General features: G+C 43.0%; 20 protein-coding genes. 9 read left to right on the forward strand and 11 right to left on the reverse strand.

From position 1 onward, the window contains the following. Nucleotides 1-197: 197 nt before the first annotated feature. The 7 genes from fabV to pspF form a co-directional block, all read right to left on the reverse strand. Nucleotides 198-1,400 (reverse strand): enoyl-ACP reductase FabV, encoded by a 1,203-nt coding sequence (fabV, locus tag ACHUGF_RS15710; protein WP_394132617.1) that lies wholly within the window; start codon nt 1,398-1,400, stop codon nt 198-200. 106 nt (nt 1,401-1,506) lie between these two features. After that, complete coding sequence (locus tag ACHUGF_RS15715) at nt 1,507-2,292, reverse strand: peptide ABC transporter ATP-binding protein (RefSeq protein WP_394132619.1); 786 nt, start codon at nt 2,290-2,292, stop codon at nt 1,507-1,509. After that, complete coding sequence (locus ACHUGF_RS15720) at nt 2,273-3,280, reverse strand: oligopeptide/dipeptide ABC transporter ATP-binding protein (RefSeq protein ID WP_394132620.1); 1,008 nt, start codon at nt 3,278-3,280, stop codon at nt 2,273-2,275. The genes ACHUGF_RS15715 and ACHUGF_RS15720 overlap by 20 nt, the downstream gene beginning before the upstream one ends. 3 nt (nt 3,281-3,283) lie before the next feature. Further along, entirely contained in the window at nt 3,284-4,174 is an 891-nt protein-coding gene (locus ACHUGF_RS15725) for an ABC transporter permease subunit (RefSeq protein ID WP_394132621.1), read from the reverse strand. Continuing rightward, nucleotides 4,161-5,192, reverse strand: a complete 1,032-nt coding sequence (locus tag ACHUGF_RS15730; RefSeq protein ID WP_394132623.1) for an ABC transporter permease subunit — start codon at nt 5,190-5,192, stop codon at nt 4,161-4,163. Before ACHUGF_RS15730 ends, ACHUGF_RS15725 begins: the two co-directional genes overlap by 14 nt. Then, nucleotides 5,192-6,805 carry an ABC transporter substrate-binding protein gene (locus ACHUGF_RS15735; protein ID WP_394132624.1) on the reverse strand — a complete coding sequence of 538 codons (1,614 nt, stop codon included), beginning with the start codon at nt 6,803-6,805 and terminating at the stop codon, nt 5,192-5,194. Before ACHUGF_RS15735 ends, ACHUGF_RS15730 begins: the two co-directional genes overlap by 1 nt. A gap of 100 nt (nt 6,806-6,905) precedes the next feature. Beyond that, a complete protein-coding gene (gene pspF, locus ACHUGF_RS15740; protein WP_394132625.1) occupies nt 6,906-7,976 on the reverse strand; it encodes a phage shock protein operon transcriptional activator in 1,071 nt (356 codons plus the stop codon). A gap of 175 nt (nt 7,977-8,151) precedes the next feature. Between pspF and pspA the strand changes: the two genes are divergently transcribed. From pspA to ACHUGF_RS15770, 6 genes are all read left to right on the forward strand, one after another. Continuing rightward, complete coding sequence (gene pspA, locus ACHUGF_RS15745) at nt 8,152-8,841, forward strand: phage shock protein PspA (protein WP_394132627.1); 690 nt, start codon at nt 8,152-8,154, stop codon at nt 8,839-8,841. A gap of 17 nt (nt 8,842-8,858) precedes the next feature. Next, nucleotides 8,859-9,098: an envelope stress response membrane protein PspB gene (gene pspB / locus ACHUGF_RS15750; RefSeq protein WP_394132629.1), complete on the forward strand. Its 240-nt coding sequence runs from the start codon at nt 8,859-8,861 to the stop codon at nt 9,096-9,098. Next, nucleotides 9,085-9,477, forward strand: coding sequence for an envelope stress response membrane protein PspC (pspC, locus tag ACHUGF_RS15755; protein WP_394132630.1), 393 nt, complete (start codon nt 9,085-9,087; stop codon nt 9,475-9,477). Before pspB ends, pspC begins: the two co-directional genes overlap by 14 nt. Nucleotides 9,478-9,531: 54 nt before the next feature. After that, complete coding sequence (locus ACHUGF_RS15760; RefSeq protein ID WP_394132632.1) at nt 9,532-10,971, forward strand: YcjX family GTP-binding protein; 1,440 nt, start codon at nt 9,532-9,534, stop codon at nt 10,969-10,971. A gap of 15 nt (nt 10,972-10,986) precedes the next feature. After that, nucleotides 10,987-12,096, forward strand: coding sequence for a YcjF family protein (locus tag ACHUGF_RS15765; RefSeq protein WP_394132634.1), 1,110 nt, complete (start codon nt 10,987-10,989; stop codon nt 12,094-12,096). A gap of 126 nt (nt 12,097-12,222) precedes the next feature. Then, complete coding sequence (locus ACHUGF_RS15770; RefSeq protein ID WP_394132635.1) at nt 12,223-12,549, forward strand: ComEA family DNA-binding protein; 327 nt, start codon at nt 12,223-12,225, stop codon at nt 12,547-12,549. A gap of 145 nt (nt 12,550-12,694) precedes the next feature. Here the strand turns inward: ACHUGF_RS15770 and ACHUGF_RS15775 are convergent, their stop codons facing one another. Next, on the reverse strand, nt 12,695-13,432 hold the full coding sequence (locus ACHUGF_RS15775; protein WP_394132637.1) for a YciK family oxidoreductase: 738 nt from the start codon (nt 13,430-13,432) through the stop codon (nt 12,695-12,697). A gap of 264 nt (nt 13,433-13,696) precedes the next feature. On the opposite strand from ACHUGF_RS15775, the gene ACHUGF_RS15780 reads away from it, so the two are divergent. From ACHUGF_RS15780 to ACHUGF_RS15790, 3 genes are all read left to right on the forward strand, one after another. After that, nucleotides 13,697-16,207, forward strand: coding sequence for a VolA/Pla-1 family phospholipase (locus tag ACHUGF_RS15780; protein WP_394132639.1), 2,511 nt, complete (start codon nt 13,697-13,699; stop codon nt 16,205-16,207). Nucleotides 16,208-16,356: 149 nt separating this feature from the next. Then, nucleotides 16,357-17,367: a protease SohB gene (gene sohB, locus ACHUGF_RS15785; protein WP_394132640.1), complete on the forward strand. Its 1,011-nt coding sequence runs from the start codon at nt 16,357-16,359 to the stop codon at nt 17,365-17,367. 18 nt (nt 17,368-17,385) lie between these two features. Then, a complete protein-coding gene (locus ACHUGF_RS15790; RefSeq protein WP_394132642.1) occupies nt 17,386-18,405 on the forward strand; it encodes a helix-turn-helix domain-containing protein in 1,020 nt (339 codons plus the stop codon). A gap of 77 nt (nt 18,406-18,482) precedes the next feature. Here ACHUGF_RS15790 and ACHUGF_RS15795 read toward each other — a convergent pair whose 3' ends face one another. The 3 genes from ACHUGF_RS15795 to ACHUGF_RS15805 form a co-directional block, all read right to left on the reverse strand. Further along, nucleotides 18,483-19,658 (reverse strand): SO2930 family diheme c-type cytochrome, encoded by a 1,176-nt coding sequence (locus ACHUGF_RS15795; protein WP_394132699.1) that lies wholly within the window; start codon nt 19,656-19,658, stop codon nt 18,483-18,485. A 112-nt stretch (nt 19,659-19,770) separates the two neighbouring features. Continuing rightward, on the reverse strand, nt 19,771-22,419 hold the full coding sequence (locus ACHUGF_RS15800; protein WP_394132643.1) for a parallel beta-helix domain-containing protein: 2,649 nt from the start codon (nt 22,417-22,419) through the stop codon (nt 19,771-19,773). Between the two features lie 253 nt (nt 22,420-22,672). Beyond that, nucleotides 22,673-23,740: a DUF3083 family protein gene (locus ACHUGF_RS15805; protein WP_394132645.1), complete on the reverse strand. Its 1,068-nt coding sequence runs from the start codon at nt 23,738-23,740 to the stop codon at nt 22,673-22,675. Nucleotides 23,741-23,845: the final 105 nt, after the last annotated feature.

Below are 23,845 nucleotides of genomic sequence, written 5' to 3' on the forward strand. Positions count from 1 at the left end.
TATCATCATCAATAAAGCTAATTATCTTAATATGAGATAACTCTGAAAATTTAGTTTACGCTTTCTGGTGATAGCTAATGAATCTATAAAAACAAAAAACCAAGCAAAATGCTTGGTTTTTATGGTTTAAATACGCTGATTACATAAATGAAACGGCGTTAAGCTTTATAAATAAAACTTCTCATTAAAGAGGCTTATTATAAAGAAATGACGTCAAAGTCGACTTCTGGGTTAACGTCAGCCTCGTAATCAATACCTTCAATACCAAATCCGAATAAACGTAAGAACTCTTCTTTATACTCAACGTAGTCAGTTAATTCACTTAGGTTTTCTGTGTTGACTTGTGGCCATAAATCACGGCAATGTTGCTGAATATTGTCACGTAGTTCCCAGTCATCAAGGCGTAAGCGGTTACTTTCATCGACGTCTGCAGCTTGACCGTCAGCGCGGTATAAGCGTTCACTGAACATACGATAAATTTGTTCCATGCATCCTTCATGTAAGCCTTCTTCGCGCATCTTTTTAAAGACCATCGCGATGTATAGTGGCATGACCGGGATGGCTGAACTTGCTTGTGTTACCACACTCTTTAGCACGGCAACATTGGCACTGCCGCCAGTTGCTGATAGTTGAGTGTTTAGTGCATTTGCCGCACGGTCTAGGTCCATTTTCGCTTTACCTAGTGCGCCATGCCAGTAGATTGGCCAAGTGATTTCGGTACCAATATAACTGTAAGCAACGGTTTTACAATTGTCAGTTAGGACACCGGCTTCACTGAGCGCTGCCATCCACAATTCCCAATCTTGACCGCCCATTACAGTAACAGTATCAGCAATTTCTTGCTCTGTTGCTGGCTCAACAGAGGTTTCAATAATGGTGTCTTTATTAGTATCAACGGCTGTTGCCGTGTATTGCTCACCAATAGGCTTTAATGACGAGCGGATAACTTCACCTGAGTCAGGCATTTTACGCACGGGTGATGCCAGTGAGTAAACCACCATATCAACTTGACCTAGATCTTGCTTAATCAGTTCAATGACTTTTTGTTTCGCTTCATGACTAAATGCGTCACAGTTTACGCTTTTCGAGTACAAGCCATCAGCTTTAGCAAATTTATCGAAATAAGCTGAGTTGTACCAACCAGCGGTACCTGGCTTTCTTTCTGTACCTGGCTTTTCAAAGAATACGCCTAAGGTGGCGGCATCGCTGCCGTAAGCCGCGGCAATGCGGGACGATAAGCCATAACCGCTAGATGAGCCAATAACTAATACTTTTTTTGGGCCGTTGGCGATTTTGCCTTTAGCTTTAGTGGTTTCTATTTGTTGTTTTACGTTTGCTTCACAGCCAAGTGGGTGAGTCGTTGTACAAATAAAGCCACGAATTCTAGGTTTAATAATCATAGTTTTTAGTATCTTCCTTTAATATTGGCTCTAGGATAATTAGTTACACACAGAAATGGCACTGATTTTTTGTAATTCAAGCCAAAATGGCAGTGGTTGGAGCAGTTTATCGAGTTTGTAATCGTTGCGTCTGCTCTGCAATTAATCGTTGTGTATAGTCATGTTGAGGTGAAGTAAATATTTGTTCCGTTGGCGCTTTTTCAATTACCTCACCGTCTTTTAGTACCATGACCTTGTCACTAATATGACGAATAATATTCAAATTGTGCGACACAAAGATGTAGCTTAAACCTAAGTCTTTTTGCAGTTTTAGTAGCAAGTTAATGATCTGCGAGCGAACTGATAAATCCAATGCCGTCATCGCTTCATCGGCAATAATGATTTTAGGGTTAAGCATTAACGCGCGTGCAACGGCTACACGTTGTTTTTGACCTTCAGAAATCATATGTGGATAGAAATCAGTATGCTCTGGCAGTAAACCGACTTTTCGCAATGTGTCGATGACCTGTTTATTGCGCTCATAGCGATTTAACTGGGTATTAAACCTAAGTGGTTCATCTAATAATTGCCCAATGGAGAGGCGCGGATTAAGTGAGGTGTTGGGGTCTTGAAATATCATGCGAATCAAACGGCATCGCTGGTTTAAGTTGCGGGACTCGAGCTCTTCGCCTTCAAAATGAATATCACCACCGCTGCGCTCTTCTGCACCGACCAAAATTCGCGCTAAAGTACTTTTCCCTGAGCCAACACCACCAACAATCGCCAAAGTTTCACCCTTGCCAAGCTCAAATGACGTTGGCGAAAGTGCTTGAGTGTGTTGGCGTTGTAGCCACTTAAACCCAGTGCAATATTGTTTGCTAAGATTTGAAACTTTAAGTAATGGCGTTGTCATCGTCGGGCTCATTATTTAATGGGAAATGACAGGCATAGTATCTGTCTTTTACATGTCTTAGTTTAGGTTGTTGTACACATTTACGTTGTGCTTCAGGACAACGAGGACCCAAACGACAACCTGCTGGCAAATGGTGAAGTGATGCAGAAGAACCTTGCAGAGTCGGTAACAATGCTTTGTGACGCATTTTGCCTGTATGCTCTGGTAAGTTCTTCAATAAAGCATAAGTATAAGGGTGATATGGTTGCTCAATAATCGTTGTGGTATTGCCAGATTCCATGATTTGGCCGCTGTATAAAACGGTTAGATTATCACACCAACTTACCAGGGTTTCTAATTCATGACTCACCAGTAAAATGGACACATTCTGTAATTGGTTTAACTGAGTGAGTAATCTAAAGATTTGTGCTTGTGTGCTGACTTCCATTGAGTTGGTCGGCTCATCGGCAATCAAGAGTTTAGGGTGATTAGATACGGCCATGGCAATCATCACTTTCTGACACTCGCCATCAGTGAGCTCCCATGGGTAGCGTTTCATTAAGCGCTTAGGGTTTTTTATGCCTACTTTATGTAACCATTTTTGAGCATTCAGCTCAGTATCTTTTGCTCTGCGCCAAAAGGGAACTGTTTTATTCGGTGTTAACGCTTCTGTAATTTGACTACCGATGGTTCGAACAGGATCAAGACTGCCAACTGGATCTTGAAATATCATGGCAATATCACTACCCATGAGGTTACGTCGCTGTTTCGATGTCATTTCAAGCAGGTTTTTACCATCCCACATCATGCGATCTGCAATGATACGCCACTGACTACCTAATACACCTAAAATGGCTTTAGCAAGTAGGGTACGTCCAGAGCCTGACTCACCCACTAGCCCGTGAATTTCACCACTATTAATGGTTAAACTCACTTTTTCAAGCACCTTTACAACACCTTCTTCAGTGTCGAGCTCTAGGGTTAGGTTGCGGATATCGAGTAATGGCATAGGTTAATGTCTTTTCTTGGCAAGGGCTGAACGTAAACCGTCGCCGACGAGGTTAACAGATAGCACTGAAATCAGAATAGCGACACCCGGTATGGTGATAGTCCAAGGTGCAAGTAGCAAGTTATCTAGCCCTTGCGACATCATTGAGCCCCATTCGGCACTTGGCGCTTGCGCCCCTAGCTTTAGAAAACCTAGAGCAGCGATATCAAGAATGGCTGCTGAGATGGCCATTGTAACCTGAATAATCATGACATCCCACACGTTTGGCATAATCACAAACCAGAAAATCTGCCAGGTGTTGGCACCGTCAAGTCTTGCTGCAGTGACATAATCTTTCTGTAATTCTTCATGGACAGCTTGGTGAATAGCACGAATGAATTGCGGTACCATGGCAACACCCACAGCCCAGAAAACATTGGTTAGCCCAGGTCCCATCACTGCCACAACCAAGATTGCCATCAGTAAGGATGGAATCGATAACAGTGCATCAAATAAATGACCTAGAATACTCGACTTTAGACCTGTCATCATGCCAGATATCGCACCAATCACGCAGCCAATAAGCATGGCGAATAGGATGATTACAAGTGACATGCCAAATGTTAACTGCACACCATGAATAATGCGGCTAAATATGTCTCGGCCTAAGTCATCTGTGCCGAAGAAATAGTCCACAGAACCTTCGTTATGCCAAGAGGGCGGCATGAGTATCTGTTCAGGGTGTTGCACTGCATAACCATAAGGGGCAATCCACGGAGCAAACACCGACAGCAGGAGTAAAAAGCACATTACCCATAATCCCACTACCGCGAAAGGGTTGTCTGAGAATGCATCCCAAAGTCTGCCGAGCGGTGAAGAGATGTTCTCTTCTTGGTATAGCTTATTTTGAGGCATACAACTCCTTTCGACTAACAGGGTTAATTGCCGCGTGAATAAACTCAACCAAAATGCTTAATGAAATGATCAGGATTGAAACCGATAGTATGCCAGCTTGAATGACAGTGTAATCTCGCTGGTAAATACCCGAAATTAGCCAGTTACCAACACCAGGCCAAGAGAAAATCACTTCAACAATAATGCCATAGCTGGCAAAGGTGCCCATCATTAGCCCCATACTTTTCAATACAGGGATGAGTGCATTGGGTAATGCATGACGAAGCAATATCTTTGCTGTGTGCAAGCCACGGGCTTCAGCCGCGCGAATATAAGATTGCTCCATGACATGGTTCATTGCCTGACGGGTGATACGAGTAACCAAGGTTAACGGCAGCAATGCCAAGGTAACAGCCGGTAGAATTAAATGTAGTAAGGCGTCCTGAAAGGCTGACACTTTATAGGGAACATCAGACAGCACAATATCAACCAGTAAAAAGCCTGTGACAGTGGGGATATCATATAGCAGATTGATTTGGCCAGATGTTGGTAACCAGTTCAGGTTCACCCCGAACCACAATAGCAGACTCAATCCAAGCCAAAATACAGGAATTGAATAGCCCGTTAAGGTAAATGCCAACATCGTCCGCTGAACAGCCACATTTTTTGTTAATGCTGCAATTGTACCAGCAGGAACCCCTATGACGACGGCAATAAAGCCAGCAACAAAGGCGAGTTCAAATGAGGCAGGAAGTACTGAAGCTAGCTCTCCGCTGACCAGCTGCTGCGAGTTAACTGACATCCCGAGGTTGCCTGAAAGCCGCTGTTGTAAGTACGCAAAAAACTGGCTAAAAGTACTACTATCAAGTTTGTATTGTTCAACAATGATGGCCATCTGCTGTTCTGTTGGAGCAGAGATGCCACTTAGGGCAAAACTTTTATCGACAGGAAACATGCCAATTGCAAAAAATAGAACAGCAACCATCAAAATGGATGTGGCTACAAATAGATTGAGTCGTCTAAATAAATATCGCCACATTATTCAGACCTTTTCTTAGTTGATACCTGCGTGCGGGCAAACGATATACCGCCATAGGCGTTCACATGCATATCGAGGATGTTTTTATGTTTTAGCACGACTTTTTGTGCATGAGCAATAGGAACAATCGGGACTCGATCACTAATAATAGCCTCGGCTGATTGAAAGTAAGCTTTACGAGATTCTTGATTCGTCAGGGCTCTTGCCTCATCTAAAATATGCTCAAAGCCATAATCGCACCATCTTGAGCGGTTATTATTTGATAACAATGCATTGCAACTCAGAATAGGTGTGAAGAAATTATCAGGGTCACTGTTATCAGCACTCCAGCCAATGAGCACTGAGTCGTAATCACTTTGGGCTAACTTTTGGGTAAATACACTCCAGTCATAACTAATAATATTGAGTTTTACGCCAATTTTAGCAAGGTCGGCCTGAATTAACTCAGCCATTTTGAGAGCGTTGGGGTTATATATCCGAGCAACAGGCATGGCCCATACATCAATGGTTAAGTCACTAATGTTCGCTTGTTTCAGTAAGCTTCTGGCCTTGTCAGGATTATATTCGTTTGGTTCATGTATTTTAGAGTAAGCCCATGATGTAGGAGGCAGTACACCGGTAGCTTCAACAGCGGTATCGTTATACACCACATCTAGAATGTTACGTTTATCAATGGCGTGAGCTAATGCTTGGCGAACCCGTAAATCGGTAAACGGTGGCTTTTGGGTGTTAAATGCCCAGAATGCAACATTGAGCCCTGGGCTTGAATCCGCCACGATTTGTGGGTGTTCATCTAATACTGCTAACTCTGCTGAGCGAGGTAATGCTGAAACCGAGCAGTCACCAGTAATCAACTTAGTGAGCCGACCTGTACTGTTTGGCGTAATATCAAAGACCAACTGCTCAGGCTCTGGGTAAGGCCCCCAATAGCTTTGGTGTCGTTTGAAGCGAATATGATCATTTTTGACATAGTTATCTAAGCGAAAGGGCCCTGTGCCGATGGCAAAAAAATCGATGTCTTCAGGCTTGCCTGCTTGAAGTAATTGCTGCCCATATTCAGCCGATAAAATGATGGCAAAGTCTGTCGCTAAATTTGATAAAAAGCTAGCATCTTTACGACTAAGGTGGAAGACCACTTCGTGATCGTTGACGCGTTCAATACGATCAATGAGGCGTTCAAAATCGATGCTTTGAAAAAATGGGTAACCGGTTCTACTGATGTCGTGAAACGGGTGCTGTTTATCTATGATGCGGTTAAAGCTGAACAACACATCATCAGCATTTAAAAATCGACTGGGCACAAAGCGTTCAGATTGATGAAAAGCCACATGTTTGTGCAAGGTAAAGCGGTAACTGAGTCCATCTTGAGACACTTGCCATTTTCGTGCAAGGCTTGGGATTAATTGATTGGTGTTAATATCGTATTGGACGAGTCGGTCATAAATTTGATGTGATGTGGCATCAATCGTGGTACCAGAGGTAACTGTTTGAGGGTTAAAGCTTTCTGGGTTTCCTTCACTACAATAAACGATGCCTGAAGGCAATTGCGGTTCACTACAGCCTACTAATAGGCTTAAGGTGAATATGGTGAATGGGTAAATCCAAGTTTTCATTGGCACCAGCATCTAGGCATCAGTTTGTATATCAAGAGTAATATTCTAACAGTGTTATTGAGTTAGGAGCAATTAACTCATCATGTTGTAGCGTTTACTGCTAAGTTTTGTCCAATAGATTGTACTTTTTCAAAATCCCGCGCAGCTGGTGGTAACTCAGGCCTAATAATTCGGCAGTTTTCTTTTGATTATATTGCCCATGAGCCAGCGCCTTTTGTAAGAGGTCAACTTCTTGTTGCTCAGTGTACTCTTTAAAGTTGATAGGGAAGTTGAGTTCGACAGCTGGTGTTGCACTTGGCGTAGGTTCTGCTTCGGCTGGCGCTTGTTCTGTAGCGACAGGCTCACTGGCCACTTGGCGCTCTTTGGTTTTAACTCTTTTTGTAGGACGGTAAGGAGATGCAAATGGGTCGAGAATGATTTTTGCAATCTCTTGCCCGTCAGAGCCTTCCCTATAAACGCTACGTTCAACCACATTTTTAAGCTCACGAATATTACCCGGCCAGCCGTGTATCATGAGTTGCTCAACGGCAAGTGGGCTAAATCCACCAAAAAAGTCGAGTCCGAGCTGCCTTGCCATATTCACTGCAAAATACTCTGCCAACGGCATGATGTCTTCGGTACGGTTTCTAAGTGGCGGTAGGGTAATTACGTCGAAGGCGAGACGATCCAGTAAATCCGCACGGAATTCACCATTTTCAGCTAATGATGGTAAATCTTCGTTAGCGGCACATATTAAACGTACATCGGTTTGTACCGTTTTACTGCCTCCCACACGCTCGAATTCACCATATTCAATTACTCTTAACAGCTTTTCTTGAATAAGCCCTGAAGTATTGGCTAATTCATCGAGGAATAAAGTACCAGCATCGGCTCGTTCAAAACGGCCTTCATGTTTGCCTTTGGCCCCCGTAAAGGCACCAGATTCATGACCAAAGAGTTCACTCTCAAGTAAGTTTTCACTTAATGAAGAACAATTTAACTTAATAAAGCTTTGATCCCAGCGCGCTGACAAGTAATGTAAGCGTTCAGCAATTAACTCTTTACCAGTACCGCGCTCGCCAATAATTAATACGGGCTTTGATAGCGGTGCGATTTTAGATACATGCTCAAGTACTTCTAATAAAGCATTAGACTGGCCAATTAAGTTATCTTGTTGGAATTGTTTGCTCACAGTTTGTTAGTCTTTTACGCTAATAAGTGGTGAAATTCATGATAGTTGTCTTGTTACATAAATGAAAGAAAAACTTGATATTTAAGGTAACTTGTTGATAATAGTGAGTATATAAAAGTTGGCACGAGTTGTGAATTAATAATTTTGAAACCAACTACACACTGAGGAACATATTATGGGAATTTTCAGTCGCTTTGCAGATATTGTTAATTCAAATATTAGTGCAATTCTTGATAAGGCAGAAGATCCAGAAAAAATGGTTCGCCTTATTATTCAAGAAATGGAAGATACATTGGTTGAAGTACGTTCAACGTCAGCCAAAGTATTAGCAGAGAAAAAAGAACTGCTGCGTCGTATTAGTAAAGTACAAGAGCAAGTTCAAGATTGGCAGGATAAAGCTGAGCTAGCATTATCGAAAGATCGTGAAGACTTAGCAAAAGCCGCTTTACTTGAAAAGCAAAAAACCACAGCCTTGTTAGAAACACTTGAAATGGAACTACAAGTTGTTGAAGAGCATATTGTTCGCTTAAAAGACGAAGTTGCTCAACTGCAAGAGAAGTTAAATGATGCTCGTGCTCGTCAAAAGACCATCATTATGCGTAATCAAACTGCCACTTCGCGTTTAGAAGTAAAGAAGCAGCTTGATTCAAGCAAAATTGATGATGCCATGTTGAAATTCGAGCAGTATGAGCGTCGCGTAGAAGGCTTAGAAGCACAAGTTGAGTCATACGATATAGGTAAGAAAAATACCTTAGCTGATGAATTTGCAGCATTAGAAGCTGAAGATTCAGTCAATGATGAACTTGCGGCGCTTAAAGCCAAAGTAAAATCAAAGTCAAAAGCACAAACTAAAACTAAAGCTTAATTTTTTCGAGGTGAGTTATGGATATGGATCTTCTTATTGCCCCAATTATCATATTTTTAGTAATTGTGGCGCCAATTTGGTTGATTCTTCATTATCGCAGTAAGCGACAAGTGAGCCAGGGTCTCACTGAGGAAGAATTTACGCAACTGAATGAGCTGATTGAGCAAGCCGATAAAATGGGTCAGCGCATTGAAACATTAGAAGCAATTTTAGACTCGGAGTCACCGGAGTGGAGGGCAAAACATGAGCACAGCTGATCGTCGAACCCTTTACCGTATACCCAGTAAAGGTAAGATAGCCGGGGTTTGTGCAGGTATCGCTGATTACTTTAACTTTGAAACATGGTTAGTCAGAGTATTAGCAGTATCTATTTTCTTACTCGGTGGTTCAGGCTTTGTATTTATCATTTATATCGCATTATGGATGATTCTGGATTCAAAACCTGAAGATACTGTCGACAAGAATCCTAAGGATATCGAAGTTAAGAAGAAAGTTTGGCAAGCAGGAGAGCCAGCAAAGAAAGCCTTGTTTGATGTTAATCGTAATTTTAGGCAACTGGAAATACGTTTACAAAGGTTAGAAAGGCATGTCACTTCTGATAACTTTGACCTTAAACGACAAATCAATAATCTTTAACACTTCTAATGGGCGGTCTAACCGCCCATCGTTATTTAAGGAGCCGACGCGATAATGAGCTTGTTAGATCGTTCCTTGCAAAAGCTTTCAGCTAAAACTCAATCTTTAATCCATCGTGGCAGCGACCGACATGTGCGTCTCGCCGTTACAGGCCTGTCTGGCGCGGGTAAAACCGCTTTTATCACTGGATTAGTCAATCAAATGATTAACAGCGGTGTGCACCAACAGGGCAATTTACCTTTATGGCAAGTGGCTAGGGAGCAGCGTTTATTAGGCATTAAGCGGAGCATGCAACCTGATTTAGACATCGCAAGCTTTGATTATGATGGCGCTATAGAAGCCATCCATGCTGAGCCGCCACGTTGGCCAGCATCGACTCAAAATATCACTGAATTACGCTTAGCAATTAAGTATCGCCCACAGCAGGGGGTATTAGCCAAATTAACGGATACCGCGACTTTATATGTCGATATTGTTGATTACCCTGGTGAATGGTTGCTTGATTTACCGATGCTGAAAATGAGTTTTCAGCAATGGTGCACGCTGCAACAAAAGCAGTTGAAACACCTTGCAGGCACAGCGTTATATGATGCATTTTTGCAAGCAGTGAGTGAGTTACAACTGCAGCAACATGCCGATGAACAGCAATTGAAACAAGTCGCGCAGCTTTATCAAAAAATGTTGATTGATAGTGTTCGTGAACAAGGATTTTATCATGCTCAACCTGGGCGAATGTTGTTGCCTGGTGAGTACAAAGATACACCACTACTGACATTCTTCCCGTTATTGCCAGTGACAGAGGCACAGCACGTACAATTTCAGCAGGCTACCTCAGAGTCTACCTATCAAGTGTTGCAACAACGCTATCAGGAGTATGTTTCTCAAGTTGTGAAACCGTTTTATCGCAATTACTTTGCCAAATTTGACCGGCAAGTTGTGCTGGTGGATTGCTTGACGGCATTGTCTAACGGTAAAGCGCAATATAATGATATGACCGTCGCATTGAACAATATTTTGGAAAGCTTTCAGTTTGGACAGTCGAGTTTATTGAGGCGTTTGTTTTCCCCTCGGATTGATAAAGTATTATTTGCCGCTAGTCAGGTGGATCGCGTGACACGTGATCAACAAGCTAATTTACTCAAACTGCTCAATGCTATGCTACAAAATAGCCATCACTATGCCAGCTTTGAAGGCTGCGAAGTGGAAGCGATGACGATCAGTGCCATTAAGGCAACGACCCATGGCATGGTACAAACGCCAGATGGACAACAAGAAGTGGTCAAAGGGTATGCAATGGACAATCAGTTAAAAACCTTGTTCCCAGGTGAGGTGCCTAGCCGTATTCCAAATGATGACTATTGGCGTCGAGATGGTTTCAATTTTTCCAACTTCAGGCCTGCAACTTCAGCAGTTGACCACGGACAAATACCGCATTTTGAGCATATTAGGCTCGATCATTTATTAGAGTTCTTACTGGGCGATAAGCTTAAGTAAAGCATTGAGGTTTCTATGAGTGAACAGCCAACCTTTAAAAAAGCTCAGTATTATTCTGAAGACATGAACACGAGTGACAATGATGCTCAGTCTAATGCTGACTTTAAATCAGCTGAGCACTTCACTGAGGCTCAGTTCATTGAAGAATCGCAAATGAGCGAGCAGCAGCTTGAGTCTTTATTGCAGCACAGTGAGTCAGTAGATTTAAATAGTGCAGCTAAAGCCCCCTCTAAGCTCACCAGATTAGTATTAGCTTTATTGTTAATGTTAGTGGGTGTGCAAACAACGATTGCACTACTTGAAGCATTCAATGCAAGCCCATGGCTATTTGGCTTTTATTCAGTCGTACTGACTGTCGTCATGATATGGGGATGTCGTGCTGGGTTTAATGAATATCGTAAACTTAAGTCATTACGGAAAGTGACTGATAATCAACAAGTGGCCTCACGTTTACAGCAAAGCATGCAAACCGGTGAAGCAGATAAGTTTATTGCAACATTATGCCAGCGCAATGTGAATAAGCAGTCCATTACGCGTTACTTTAATGCTGTCAGCCAAGAACATAACGATGCAGAAAAATTAGTGATTTTTGAGCAAACAGTCTTGATTGACCAAGACCAAGCAGCCAAACAAGTTGTGAGCCGATTTGCTGCTGAATCAGCCGTTCTCCTAGCCGCGAGCCCACTAGCGATGTTAGACATGGCGATTATTTTGTGGCGCAATCAAAAAATGATCACTGATATTGCCAATATATATGGGATCGAGCTGGGTTATTGGAGTCGGATAAAGTTAATTCGCAGCATTGTGGTGAATATCATTTACGCAGGCAGTACAGAGGTGATGGCAGACTTAGGTACGCAAATGATGTCGATGGAAATGACAGGTAAGTTATCGACTAGGGTTGCTCAAGGCTTAGGTGGCGGGTTATTAACGGCAAGATTAGGTTATCAGGCGATGCGATTGTGCCGTCCAATTGCTTTTAATGATGACAACCGACCTAAACTTCGAAAGATTTATCAGCAATTGCTGGGTGAGTTAAAGCAGTTTAGTCGCCAAGTGATGGGGAATGTGAAACAAGAAGAGTTACACCATCAATCGACGAAAGGTGAGTCATCAAAATATTAGCTGTCTGATTTTTGTACATACTTGTATTCATGGTCTACATTTATTTTGTTCTGATATTCAGAACCGCTGACTAGCAATGGAAGAAGGATCGCCTGCTAGTTACTACATGGAGACAAGGAGCAATATATGCCACTCTCAAAATTATTGGGGGCCACTTTTGTTGGCCTATTAATTACATCACCAGTTTGTGTTTCAGCCATGGATAAGGCGCAAAGTAGTACTCACAAACCCTCAGCAACGAAACAAGTATCACCTAAAAAGCTAACGGTTAATATTAACAAGGCCAGTATCGCAGAGTTGCAGCAGCTCAAAGGTGTTGGTGAATCGAAAGCGATGGCTATTGTGGAGTTTCGTCAGAAGCATGGCAAGATAGCTAATGCTGAGCAACTCAAGCAAGTGAAGGGTATTGGTGACAAACTCATTAGCCAAAATGCCGCCTACATGACTTTTTAGCTAAAGCTTCTGGTAAGAGTTGTTAGCATGAATAATTAGCACTCGGTTCTAGATTATTTGTGCAACATCAAAAAACGGAAGCCTAGGCTTCCGTTTTTATTAACGGTTCAGCGATAACCAGTAAGTAACAACAGTTAGCTAAAAGCTATTGAGCAGATAGCTTTTGACCATTAACTGATTTGGCATCATCACTCATCAGATAAAGGTAGGTCGGCATGATTTCTTGTGCTGTTTTCAAGCTCATCGGATCTTCTGCTGGGTATGCTTTAGCACGCATTTCAGTACGTGTTGCACCAGGGTTGATAGTGTTTACGATCACTGAAGTGCCATCACACTCATCAGCAAGCACCTCCATCATGCCTTCTGTTGCAAATTTGGAAATGGCATAAGGCCCCCAGTAAGCACGGCCTTTGCGGCCAACACCACTAGACGTGAATATTATCGAAGCGCTAGGTGCTTTTCTTAACACTGGTAAAAGGGCTTTAGTCATCATAGCCGGTGCCGTGACATTGATTTTCATAATGTCTTCCATTGAAGACACATCTAAATGTTCAAATGGTCCTAATGCACCGAGTAATGAGGCGTTGTGGAGCACACCGTCTAAATGGCCGAACTGCTGCTCAATGGTTTCAGCCATATCAATATAGTTTTGCTCGGTTGCACCTTTTAAATCTAAAGGAATGATGGCCGGCATGGGGGCACCAGATTCAACAATTTGATCATACACGGCTTCAAGCTTTTTCACGGTGCGTCCAAGTAAGATAACAGTTGCTCCGTACTTCGCGTACTCTAAGGCAGCTGCTCTACCAATGCCGTCACCTGCACCCGTTACTAAGATAGTTTTGTTATTAAGAAAATCTTTTACAGCTTGAAATTCCAACATTATTAAATCGTTCCTTTAGGCTAAAACGCCCGTAATATCGTTCTTTACAGAAGAGGTAAACACCTGTTTTAAACAAATGACTGACAAAATTGATAGAAACAGCTTGCAGCATGTAACAAACTTGTAGCTAAGTCGCTAATTTTGCGTTAACTTGAGGTCAGGTAAGGACAAAAATATGTCCTTTTAGTCATATGTTTGCTTTGCACTATTGTGACTAATTTTTTGGGGAAACAAAACAATTACAACAAGATTTGGGGAAAAAAGATGAAAAGACTCTTTTTGGGTGTTGCGATTACATCTGCTCTCGGGCTCACAGCCTGTTCTGAAGATAGCTACAACGAAGCTAAGAATAATGTAGAGCCTCTGGTACCAGCTTCAATGATGGTATTTGATCCAGCTAACAGCGAAGTCCCACTACCAAACGATTTATTATTTAATGGCACTACTGACGGTACCCTAGCTATTCCAGGTGAAGATGGTATTGATTACGTTGACCCAACACTTGCTTTGGGTGCATTGGATGGTTGGTCGACCACATCTCCGATCGCGATTAATGTTGCCTTGGCTGAAGAGAACGGCACAATGCTTAGTATCAATGCAGCTTCAGTTGCTCAACCTGGTGCCGTTCGCATGTTTGAAGCCACTGTTGGTGGAGCACTATCGAGCGACCCTGAATGTACTTCAGCGCCAAGTGTGTCAGCGTGTAAAGTGGGTGAAGAACTCCAGTTTGGTGTTGATTTCATTTCTCAAGCGTCAGGCAGCAGTATTGTTATTGTGCCGTTAAAGCCGCTTAAGCCTAATCAATCTTATATTTATGCTACGACGAATCTAATCGAAGACTCATTAGGTCGTGCGATTTCACCTTCAACAACATACGGCTTACTGAAGCTTGATATTACCACTCATCCGCTTGAAACTGATGACCAGTTATTTCTACAGGCTTTAGTAAATAGCTACGAGAAAGGTATTGCAGGCGCACATGGTGTTGATGCTGAAACCATCTCTTATTCTGGCTTATTTACTACTCAATCTGTTGCCGATGTTTATGAAACGTCAAAATTACTTATGGCAGCGGATCCGCGTTATACCCCGTCATTTACTCAACCACCAATGCCGATGCCCAATGGATTCGGTGGTGTTGTCACGGTTGCACAAGCTGCGGGATTAAGCCCTGAAGATGGCCTTGCTTATGTAGTGTCTGATTTAGCCGATGTTTATACGGCTAAAATTAATTTACCTATTTATGGTGACTGCTCATCAACACAGTGCGAAATACCGATTATTGATGGCGCGCCAAGTGCACCAAATGGTCGCTGGATGGCCAGAGGTGATAGTCCAATTTCTGTATTATCAGCATTGCAAGCAGGGACGTTATCGCAAGCAATTTTCGCTACCCAAGCTGAAGATAATGGTGTTGACCCACAAGCGGCGTTAGCCAACCCTGCATTACTGGTTGGTCACACGTGGACATTGGATGATGGCAACCCAGCAGATAGCACTAAACATCTTACAAAATTCAACCCTGTAGTGGGGGTGAGTCACTGGGAAGAAGTGAATGTGCTGATGTCAGTACCAAACCTCGCTAAAGTGGAAGCATTCAATACTGCTCAAGGTCTTAACTTTGAAGCGCCTACAGATGGCTGGCCAGCAACGATTGCTATGCATGGTTTAGGTGGCGGTAAAGAAATGTCATTGGCATATGCGGGTATGTATGCTGCCGCAGGTGTTGCAACTATTGCAATCGATATGCCGCTTCATGGCGAGCGTTCATATGACGCCAATGGCGATGGTATTTATGATATGTCGGCAACCGCGCCTGAGTTTGGAGCGAGCATTGGTAAGCCTGATGAGTTCGCATTTGGTAATCCGTTAGTGTTTGTCAACATTGCAAGTACATTGACTGTGCGTGATAACTTCCGCCAAGCTACCTTAGACCACCTCGGTTTACGTTTACTTGTCACAGGCCTTTATTCGCAAATGAAGCAGGCCGGTATGCCTGCATTATTTGACATGAATAAAGTCAGCACCCAGGGCTTGAGCCTTGGTGGTATTGTTGGCTCCACAGTATCTACTTATGCAAGTACGGGATTATTTGACCCAGCCACAGGCGATGAGTTACCAAATGCTTATGGCATTAACGCCGCTTCGTTAGTGGCACCAGCAGGTGGATTAGCAGGAGCATTTGCTGGTTCAGCAACATTTGCACCTGAGTTGTTTGCAGCCGTTACAGCATCAGATACTTTCCAAGCGTTAGTTGATGAAGCGAACGAAGCTGGTTATGAGCCTGGAACACCTGAATATGATGCATTAGTACAGGCTGTGTATGCTGGATTTATTCCTTCATTTGCATTAGCTGTTCAGACTGCCGTTGATTCAGCTGACCCGATTAACCATGCTGCTGCATTGGCTGCAACCGAGCTACCAGTTCATCTGATTGAAGTGGTGGGTGATGAAAACAACCTACCTGATCAGGTTTTACCAAACGCAGTAGCAGGCTTCCCGCTTTCAGGTACAGAGCCACTTATCAGTGCATTAGGCTATAAATGTGTTGATGGCTTCTCAGCTGGTTCAGGTGTGGTACGTTTCACTAAAGGCCATCACAGTAGCTTAGTCAGCCCAAGTGAAGTTGACGGTGTCACCGATGGTACTGGCTTAGCCGCTGCAGCAACGGTTGAGATGCAAACTCAAGTTGCTCGCTTTGCGCAAACGGCAGGTTTAGGTAATGCAACAATTGTGGCTGAAGATACCCGAGTGCTACAAAGCTGTGGTGAATAGGTAATATCCAAAATCAATTGATAAAAAGCCCAGCATTGCTGGGTTTTTTGTTGCATTTTGTTTCTAAATATTCCCCTCAGCTGATATTTATGTGGCATGCTATTGCTGATAATATTGGTCGCAATTTTGTTTTTTATATGGAGTAAGTATTGGAATTTTTATCTGAATACGGCATGTTTTTAGCCAAGGCAGTTACCATTGTTGTGGCAATTCTCGCAGTGGTTATTTTTATTATGGCTTCTGGAATGAAGCAAAAGGCCGATAAAGGCGAGTTGAAACTGACTGATGTGTCTGAAGAGTTGAAACAGCTCGACCACGATTTAAAGCAAGAGCTACTGTCTAAAAAGCAATTTAAGGCTTATGAAAAAGAGCTGAAGGCGAAAGAAAAGCAAGCTGAGCATGCAGATAAACAACCGAAAAAATTGTTTGTAATTGACTTTAAAGGCAGTATCGATGCCCATGAAGTCAGTGCATTGCGTGAGGAAGTGACGGCGATCTTAACCGTAGCTGATGAAGATGATCAGGTATTAGTTAATGTCGAAAGTGGCGGTGGTATGGTGCATGGATATGGATTAGCTTCAAGTCAGTTAGACAGAATACGTCAAGCGGGTATCCCTCTGAGTGTGGCTATTGATAAAGTGGCGGCGTCAGGTGGTTACATGATGGCTTGTGTAGCGAATAAAGTGTACTCCGCACCATTCGCCATCGTAGGCTCGATTGGGGTTGTTGCTCAATTACCCAACTTTAATCGCTTATTAAAAAAGCACGATATTGATTATGAACAGCACACCGCTGGCGATTTTAAACGCACTTTAACCGTGTTTGGTGAAAATACCGAGCAGGGCAGAGAAAAGTTTCAACAAGAACTGGAAGAAACCCACGTGCTATTTAAACAGTTTGTGGGTCAATATCGCCCTGATATGGATCTGGCAAAAGTGGCAACGGGTGAGCATTGGTATGGTCAACAAGCCGTTGAGCTTGGGCTAGTGGATGAAATTTCAACCAGTGATGACCTTATTCTTAACTTCACAAAAACTCACCAAGTGTTGAAAGTGAAATACCAAACTAAGAAAAAGTTGGCAGACAAAATTGCACATGGCGCCTCGCTATCAGTGAATGCTGTTATCAATCGATTAGCCGATAGAAACGCTTCAGTCTAATTAGGAGAGAAGCTGCCAATGCAGTCCCAAGCAGGTTATCGACAAAATTTGATGGTAGGGGATCAGTGTTACCCTGCATTTGAGTTGCGTAACTTGCTGGGCTTTATTGAACAACATTTAGGGCAAACACTTGTTGATCAATTGTGTCAGCAAATTGGTATCGGATTAACTGAGTTGGAGTCTGTGCAATTTGTTTATGTATGGCAAGTGGAGTTTGCGCTTGAAGCTTTAAGGCTAAATAGCGCAGATCCTGATATTGGTGCGAAACTTGGTGCAAGTTACCAAGTTAAACAGCTAGATGTGCTGCAGCCGCATTTACAACAGTTTTCCGATCTCAACCAATGCTTGCAGTTTGTGATTAAACACCCTGAGTTGGTTGGCAGTTTTACTGATAGCATCGTCCGTGTTGAAAATGATATGTTGTGGATCCGCTGGTTAAATACGGGCAAATCCAGTATTGAAAAGTATGGTTTTCAGTTCCAGCACAGCATTTGTTCACTTGTTTCATTAGCAAGGCAGCTGACAGCTCAGTCTGTATCTGTAGATTATATTCATATTGCACTGCCAGAAACGACAAACCCATTTCTTGCTGAGTTTACCGGTGCAGCCATAACCTATGATTGCGAATATTTTGAATGGGCTATTTCACTTGATTCCTTAGACTTACCGTTAAGCTACCAATTTGATCAAGCAGATATGGTGCTCGCACCGCCTGTTGCATCTTTGATTGAGAAGCTACTAAGTGATATACGGCAATACTTTCCTAAAGTGCCAACATTATCAGCCATGGCATCAAAGCAGCATATGAGCGATAGAACCTTACGGCGAAAGCTTGCGGCTTCTGGCACGAGTTACCAAAAGTTGGTTGATCAGGTACGCTGCCAACATGCAATAGGCTTAATATTGCAGAACCAATTGTCCATAGAAGCCATTGCTGAGCAGCTAGGCTACAGCGATCCAAGTAACTTCCGTCAAAGCTTTAAGCATTGGGTTGGTTACCCTCCTGGGCATTTTTTACGACTTAACCGTAACGATTAACCACTAATATTGACGCAATTGTAGCGTCGATTTATACAACCGCGCTTAATAAGGACTGCTTAGTTTTTCTCAAATAGCTATTGGCAGAGCCCCAAGCTAGGTGGCAAACTATCAATCCAACGTTTCACTAACTCTACGCCTTCATAATGAATAATTTCTCTCCCTATTGGCGGCATTCTGTCTTTAGCGGAAGAAAGTATTTGCCGATTATGTACTATCGAGCGTTCACCATTGCCGGGTACGATGTCGTAAGCTAAGCCATCAGGCCCACCATCCCAACCAGGTGGCTGCTTACATATGCCATATTCAAACGTGGTGTGGTCGACATCAAAACCAAGCCTTAACCCAGATAAACTGGCAAAACCTTCTTCACTGTGACAATGAGCGCAATTTACATCTAAATAGCCCTTTGCTCTGGCAGTCAATGTTTGTGTTTCGTCGTCAATGGCAAAAGATTGTGCCACTTGGGCAATCGCTGGTAGGCCTGCCAGCCAACCTTGTTGCTGCCAGTGAGTTAACTGATTAATACTCGATGTTTGTGTCAGGATCGGCGTATTTAATAAGTGTGCTTTTAGACCTATAGGAATAATGCGATTGGTTGTTGCAGTAACAGACTGGTGACACACCTTGCACTCAACTTTGCTAGGAATTTGGTAATCAAAGTTCAATGATTGCCCTTGGCTGATAAGTGTGTGGTTAATCGCACTGCCAGTAATGTTCAATGAAGCCGTTTGTTCTTGCTCGTCCCACTGGTAGACGAGGGCTTCCCAACCTGTTTCACGGTGGATCAGCAATCGAGTTTCAATGTTACGCTCGTTATCAGGGCCATTTAATTGGGTGTCGTTCGGGAGTGCGAAGGTCTTTACCAGCACAGTGCCCACAGGGAGAGCAAAAACCTCGGTTGGATTAAATGTTATCTGGCTGTTATCAGGTAAAAACACGAAACGATACTTACTCGCATAGTTTGAGAACAGCTCAGTGCTCAACTGATAGCTTATTCCTGGTGTTTGTGGTGATTCGGTTGGCTTAGTTGGGTCAATAAAAAGCCCATAATCAGATAAATTGGGACAATCTTGTTGCATCAGTGCCGTCCAATTGACTTGCACTTGATTGTTGTCACATACCGAGGTGGGTGTTGTTGGTGGAGAGACGGGGGTATCTGATTGATTTTCCTGCACAGGCGTTGAATCACTTGCGCCACCACAACCTACAACTACGAACAATATTGCGGCTGTAAATAACATGCTTTTCATCATCAATCCCCCTTTTAATGAAGATAAAAAAGCCGGAGCGAACTCCGGCTTAACCTGTGAATTTATGGCTAGCCAGCAGACTGTTGCCTTATCTAGTAACCACAAATATCATTTATGATGAACAAGCTGCCGCTGGTAAACGTTTAATCCATTCATGAATTAATGCAACGCCTTCATCATGTGACAGACTACGGCCAATTTCAGGCATTCTGTCCCCAGGGTTATTGGTTTCCATTCTGAAATGCATAATTGACTCTTCAGGATTACCTGGCACGATATCAAACCCTAAGCTACCGCCACCATAGGCAACAGGTGACTTACAGGTACCGTGAGAGAAACCTGCATCTTCGTCATAGCTTCTGAAGTATTCAAGTTTTAACCCGGTATTTGAAGCGTTACCTTCAGGGCGATGACAATGGGCACAGTTAATGTCCAAATAGCCTTTGGCTGTGTTCATTAGCTCAGTGTCAGACATCGTCGTAATGCCTGTTTCATCACCGTCCTGGAATTGTGGCACTTTATCTACCATATCCAATGAAGGTACACCTTCTAAAATACCTGCATCTTGCCATTTACTCAGTTGATTCATCGAGCCATCGGCATAAGGGTAATCACGATTTAGGTGACGTGCTTTAGGCCCAAGTGGCATAAACACGGCGTTACTATCAGCGTCAGCCTTAAACTGGTGACATTGTTTACACTGATTCATACTAGGCACAACATAATCAAAGTCTAATGTTTCGCCCTTGTGGACAACCGATTTTCCTTGAATTGCGCCCGCTTTCGCTAAGACAGCATCAGCCTTATCAGACGTCCAAACATAAGGCAGGGCACTCCAGCCTGTAGGACGTTTGATTAGCAATCGGGTTTCGATTAAGTCCTCATTGCCTATACCGCGATTGTTTGTGTTAGCAGGCAATGCAAATGTTTTCGTTATGACCGTACCCGTTGGGAAGTCAAAAGCCTCATTTGCACTGAAGCTAGCCTTTTCTCCGCCAGGTACAAACACAAAGCGGTATTTAGACGCGTGATCGGTAAATAATGGCGTATTGAGATCGTAAGGTAAGCCACCAGAATTGGGTGAGTCAGTTGGGTTTTTCATGTCGGCAAAGAGGTTGTAATCAGACAAGTTAGGGCAATTGGCTTTTTCAAGCGCTTGCCAATTAACGGCGTTACCGGTCGCTTCACAAAGGCTAAGATCGCCATCACCTTCTAAACCGCCTTCACCTTCGCCAATGGTGCCACCACCACCGACGAGAATACCGCCGTCACAGCCGGCAGTGTCATCATCTACACCACAGCCAAATATTTCATCGCCAAAGGTCACAGTATGTACTGGCAAACTTACTTGAGAACAGTTCATCAAGTCTTTTTGCTCGGCTTCATACAAGGTATCAGGAATGCTCATGTCTGTATTCGAGTTTGCAAATAAACGACCTAAGCTAACGCCACCATTGTTTTGTGCACAAACATTGTCACTGCCATCTTCAGCAAAGGGCAACTCTTGTAGTCCAAGGTATGCTGCGGTGCCATTGTTAGATAACATTTCACCTAAACCGTCGTACAAAATCCCCGGTAGGTGCCCGTGAGTGAACAAGTATGCTTTGATGATATCTGTAATCAGATAACCTTTTGGTTCTGCACCATAGTTTTCAAACTTATTATCGTGAATGAAAATATTGCGTGGTGTTGGGCGCCAGCCGTCAGCGATAGCTTGCCCCGGCTGCCCATAATTGCCGACGAATGTAGCGATATCCGGCTCGGCAATGAAGAAGCTTGATACGGTTAAACCGACTGTATCGTGGTTAGTCACTTCATTGTTGAAAATCTCGACATTATCAGTCGATAGCACAATGATACCAGTGCCTGGCGGTACAATGTGCACACCTGCTGGGTTTGAAGATGCATTGGCAAAGTTTAACGTGTTGTTGTCATAGACTTTGTTATTAAATACACGAACACTTGAACCATAACGCTGGTTGTTAATAGGTAAGTCAAAAATCAAAATACCACCGGTGTTACCCATGGCTTCGTTGTCATAAACGTCGGCATATTTTGAGTTTTCAATTTCAATACCTGCCACATTTTCTTTAGCGATATTGCGGCGAACAACAATGTACTCAGATTGACCAACATAAATCCCGGCATCTGCACTACCGCGTACATAAGTATCTTCAATGAGGATATTTTGACATTCAACAGGGTATAATCCGTAGGCTCCATTGTCTTGGTCAAGCTCGCCATCCCAAATTGTGGCAAGTCGGCGCAAAATTATACCGTTGGTATTTTTCAGCTTAATACCGTTATTTTTTGCTTCATTAACCGATAAATCTTGAATGATAATGTTGACGGCGTTTTGTACAAAAATACCGTCGCCAGAATTGGCTTCTGAAAAATCTAAAACAGTTTCATCTTGACCGTAACCCATGATGGTTATGTTTTTCGCAAAGGTACCATCACCGTCCACGTCCCCATCAAAAAGCAATGTGGATTGGATTTTAAAATTACCTTTAGGTAGGACAATCACATCACCAGATTGCGCATTGATTAATGCTTCTTGGATATTTTGAGTCAGGTTGTCACCGGCTTCAACCATTATGGCGCCATCGGGGAAAGTTGGCCCTGTTTCTGCGGGTGGTTGTACGACATCAGGGGTATCAATGGTCGTGGTTTCATCATCTGAGCCACAAGCTGTGAGCCCCAAACTCACTGCAGTTGCAACTAGAGTAGGCATGAGCCAAGGTAATTTCTTGCTGAACATAACATCTCCTGCTTTTTATTATGTATTGAGCCGAGAGTATGTAGATGATTTCGGCTCGTGAGACGAAGTGTTTTTTACACTTATGTAACAACATGCCTTGGAAAAGTGTCGTTGAATATGTGAAAAGTGGCCACAATTGATTAACCAATGTATCAGCGCTGGCCGTGTGTATATAAAAAAACGGCAAATAAATTGCCGTTTTAAAGTGGTTTGCGAGTAGGTTACTCGCAATCTTGTGTAAGCGACGGGGGGCTTAACACTTATAACTTAGGTGTTGGTGGAAACGCACAATTAAGTCCATATTTTGTTTATCAAGTTCAAAGTCACCGACGAACTTGCGGAGTGTCTCTTCCACTTGATTCATGAAGCGACCATAACCTTGGTCAACAACATTTTCTTTGCCCGCGACGATGACAAAGCGTAAAACCTCGGCTACTTCGTCACCTTGCCATTGGCAAATCGGTTCCACTTCAGTGTCGTTTGGATCAAACCCCACCATCTGAAACTCATTAGTGTCTTGCAGTTGCTCATATTTGCTATTGCGAACCAGAGGGACTTTGCCATTAGTGAACACGGCTAATTTATTAAGCTGTTTTGATTTGGCTGCCTGAATAAACTTATCGCAAAGTGATTGGTAGCTGTCACTATGGTCGATTTCACCAGGCTTAAAAATTTGCTCTTTTATACTGCGGCTAATTGGCAGTGATACAAGGGCATAATTGAGGCTGCTTACATCCTCTGGTAGCTGGCAATCGCGGCGTTCATAGCGACTATCTAGCTTACCAAGTTTGTATCCGTAGGTTTCTTTATTGCCTTTGTTTTTAGCAAAAAAGTCATAGGATAAATGTTGGTGGTCACGGATTTTAGGGGCAACAATTTCTACAGGTAATTGCGGGATCAGTGCTTGAGTAAAGTCTTTTACTTTCTTGTGGAAGCTAGCAGATTGGCTACGTAATTCATTACCTGTGGCTAGAAAAACTACTTTCAGCTTTTTGGCTCGATAGTCAGCTTTTGCGTGAACTCGCTGAGCTTCATGGTGGGCTGGGTTGTAGAAAAAGCGTAGCTGTTCTTCAGTTGAGAAGCAGTAAGCTTCAGCGTGATAACGCACCACGGGTAATTTATCAGTAGTAACTACATGAACATTATATAGCTCATGCTTTTCTGCTAATTGAAATACTAACTTAGCAAATGCTTGATAACAGTCCTCTAAACTAGAGTATTGCGCTAAAAACTCGTCGGTCAAAGGAAAACCGACGGTGATATATTGGTTTTTACGGGTAGTGGTAGGTAAATATACCTTCTTTTGACGACTGACAGACATGTTGTTTCCTTTTAGCCATAGGGTTTGGCAGATATTAAAAATTCATGTTTGAATTGTTATGACTATATCTTAATGTCCCAACCTTAAAATAGTATGACCGCATAG

Source organism: Shewanella maritima, from assembly GCF_043643735.1.
GTDB lineage: Bacteria > Pseudomonadota > Gammaproteobacteria > Enterobacterales > Shewanellaceae > Shewanella > Shewanella maritima_A.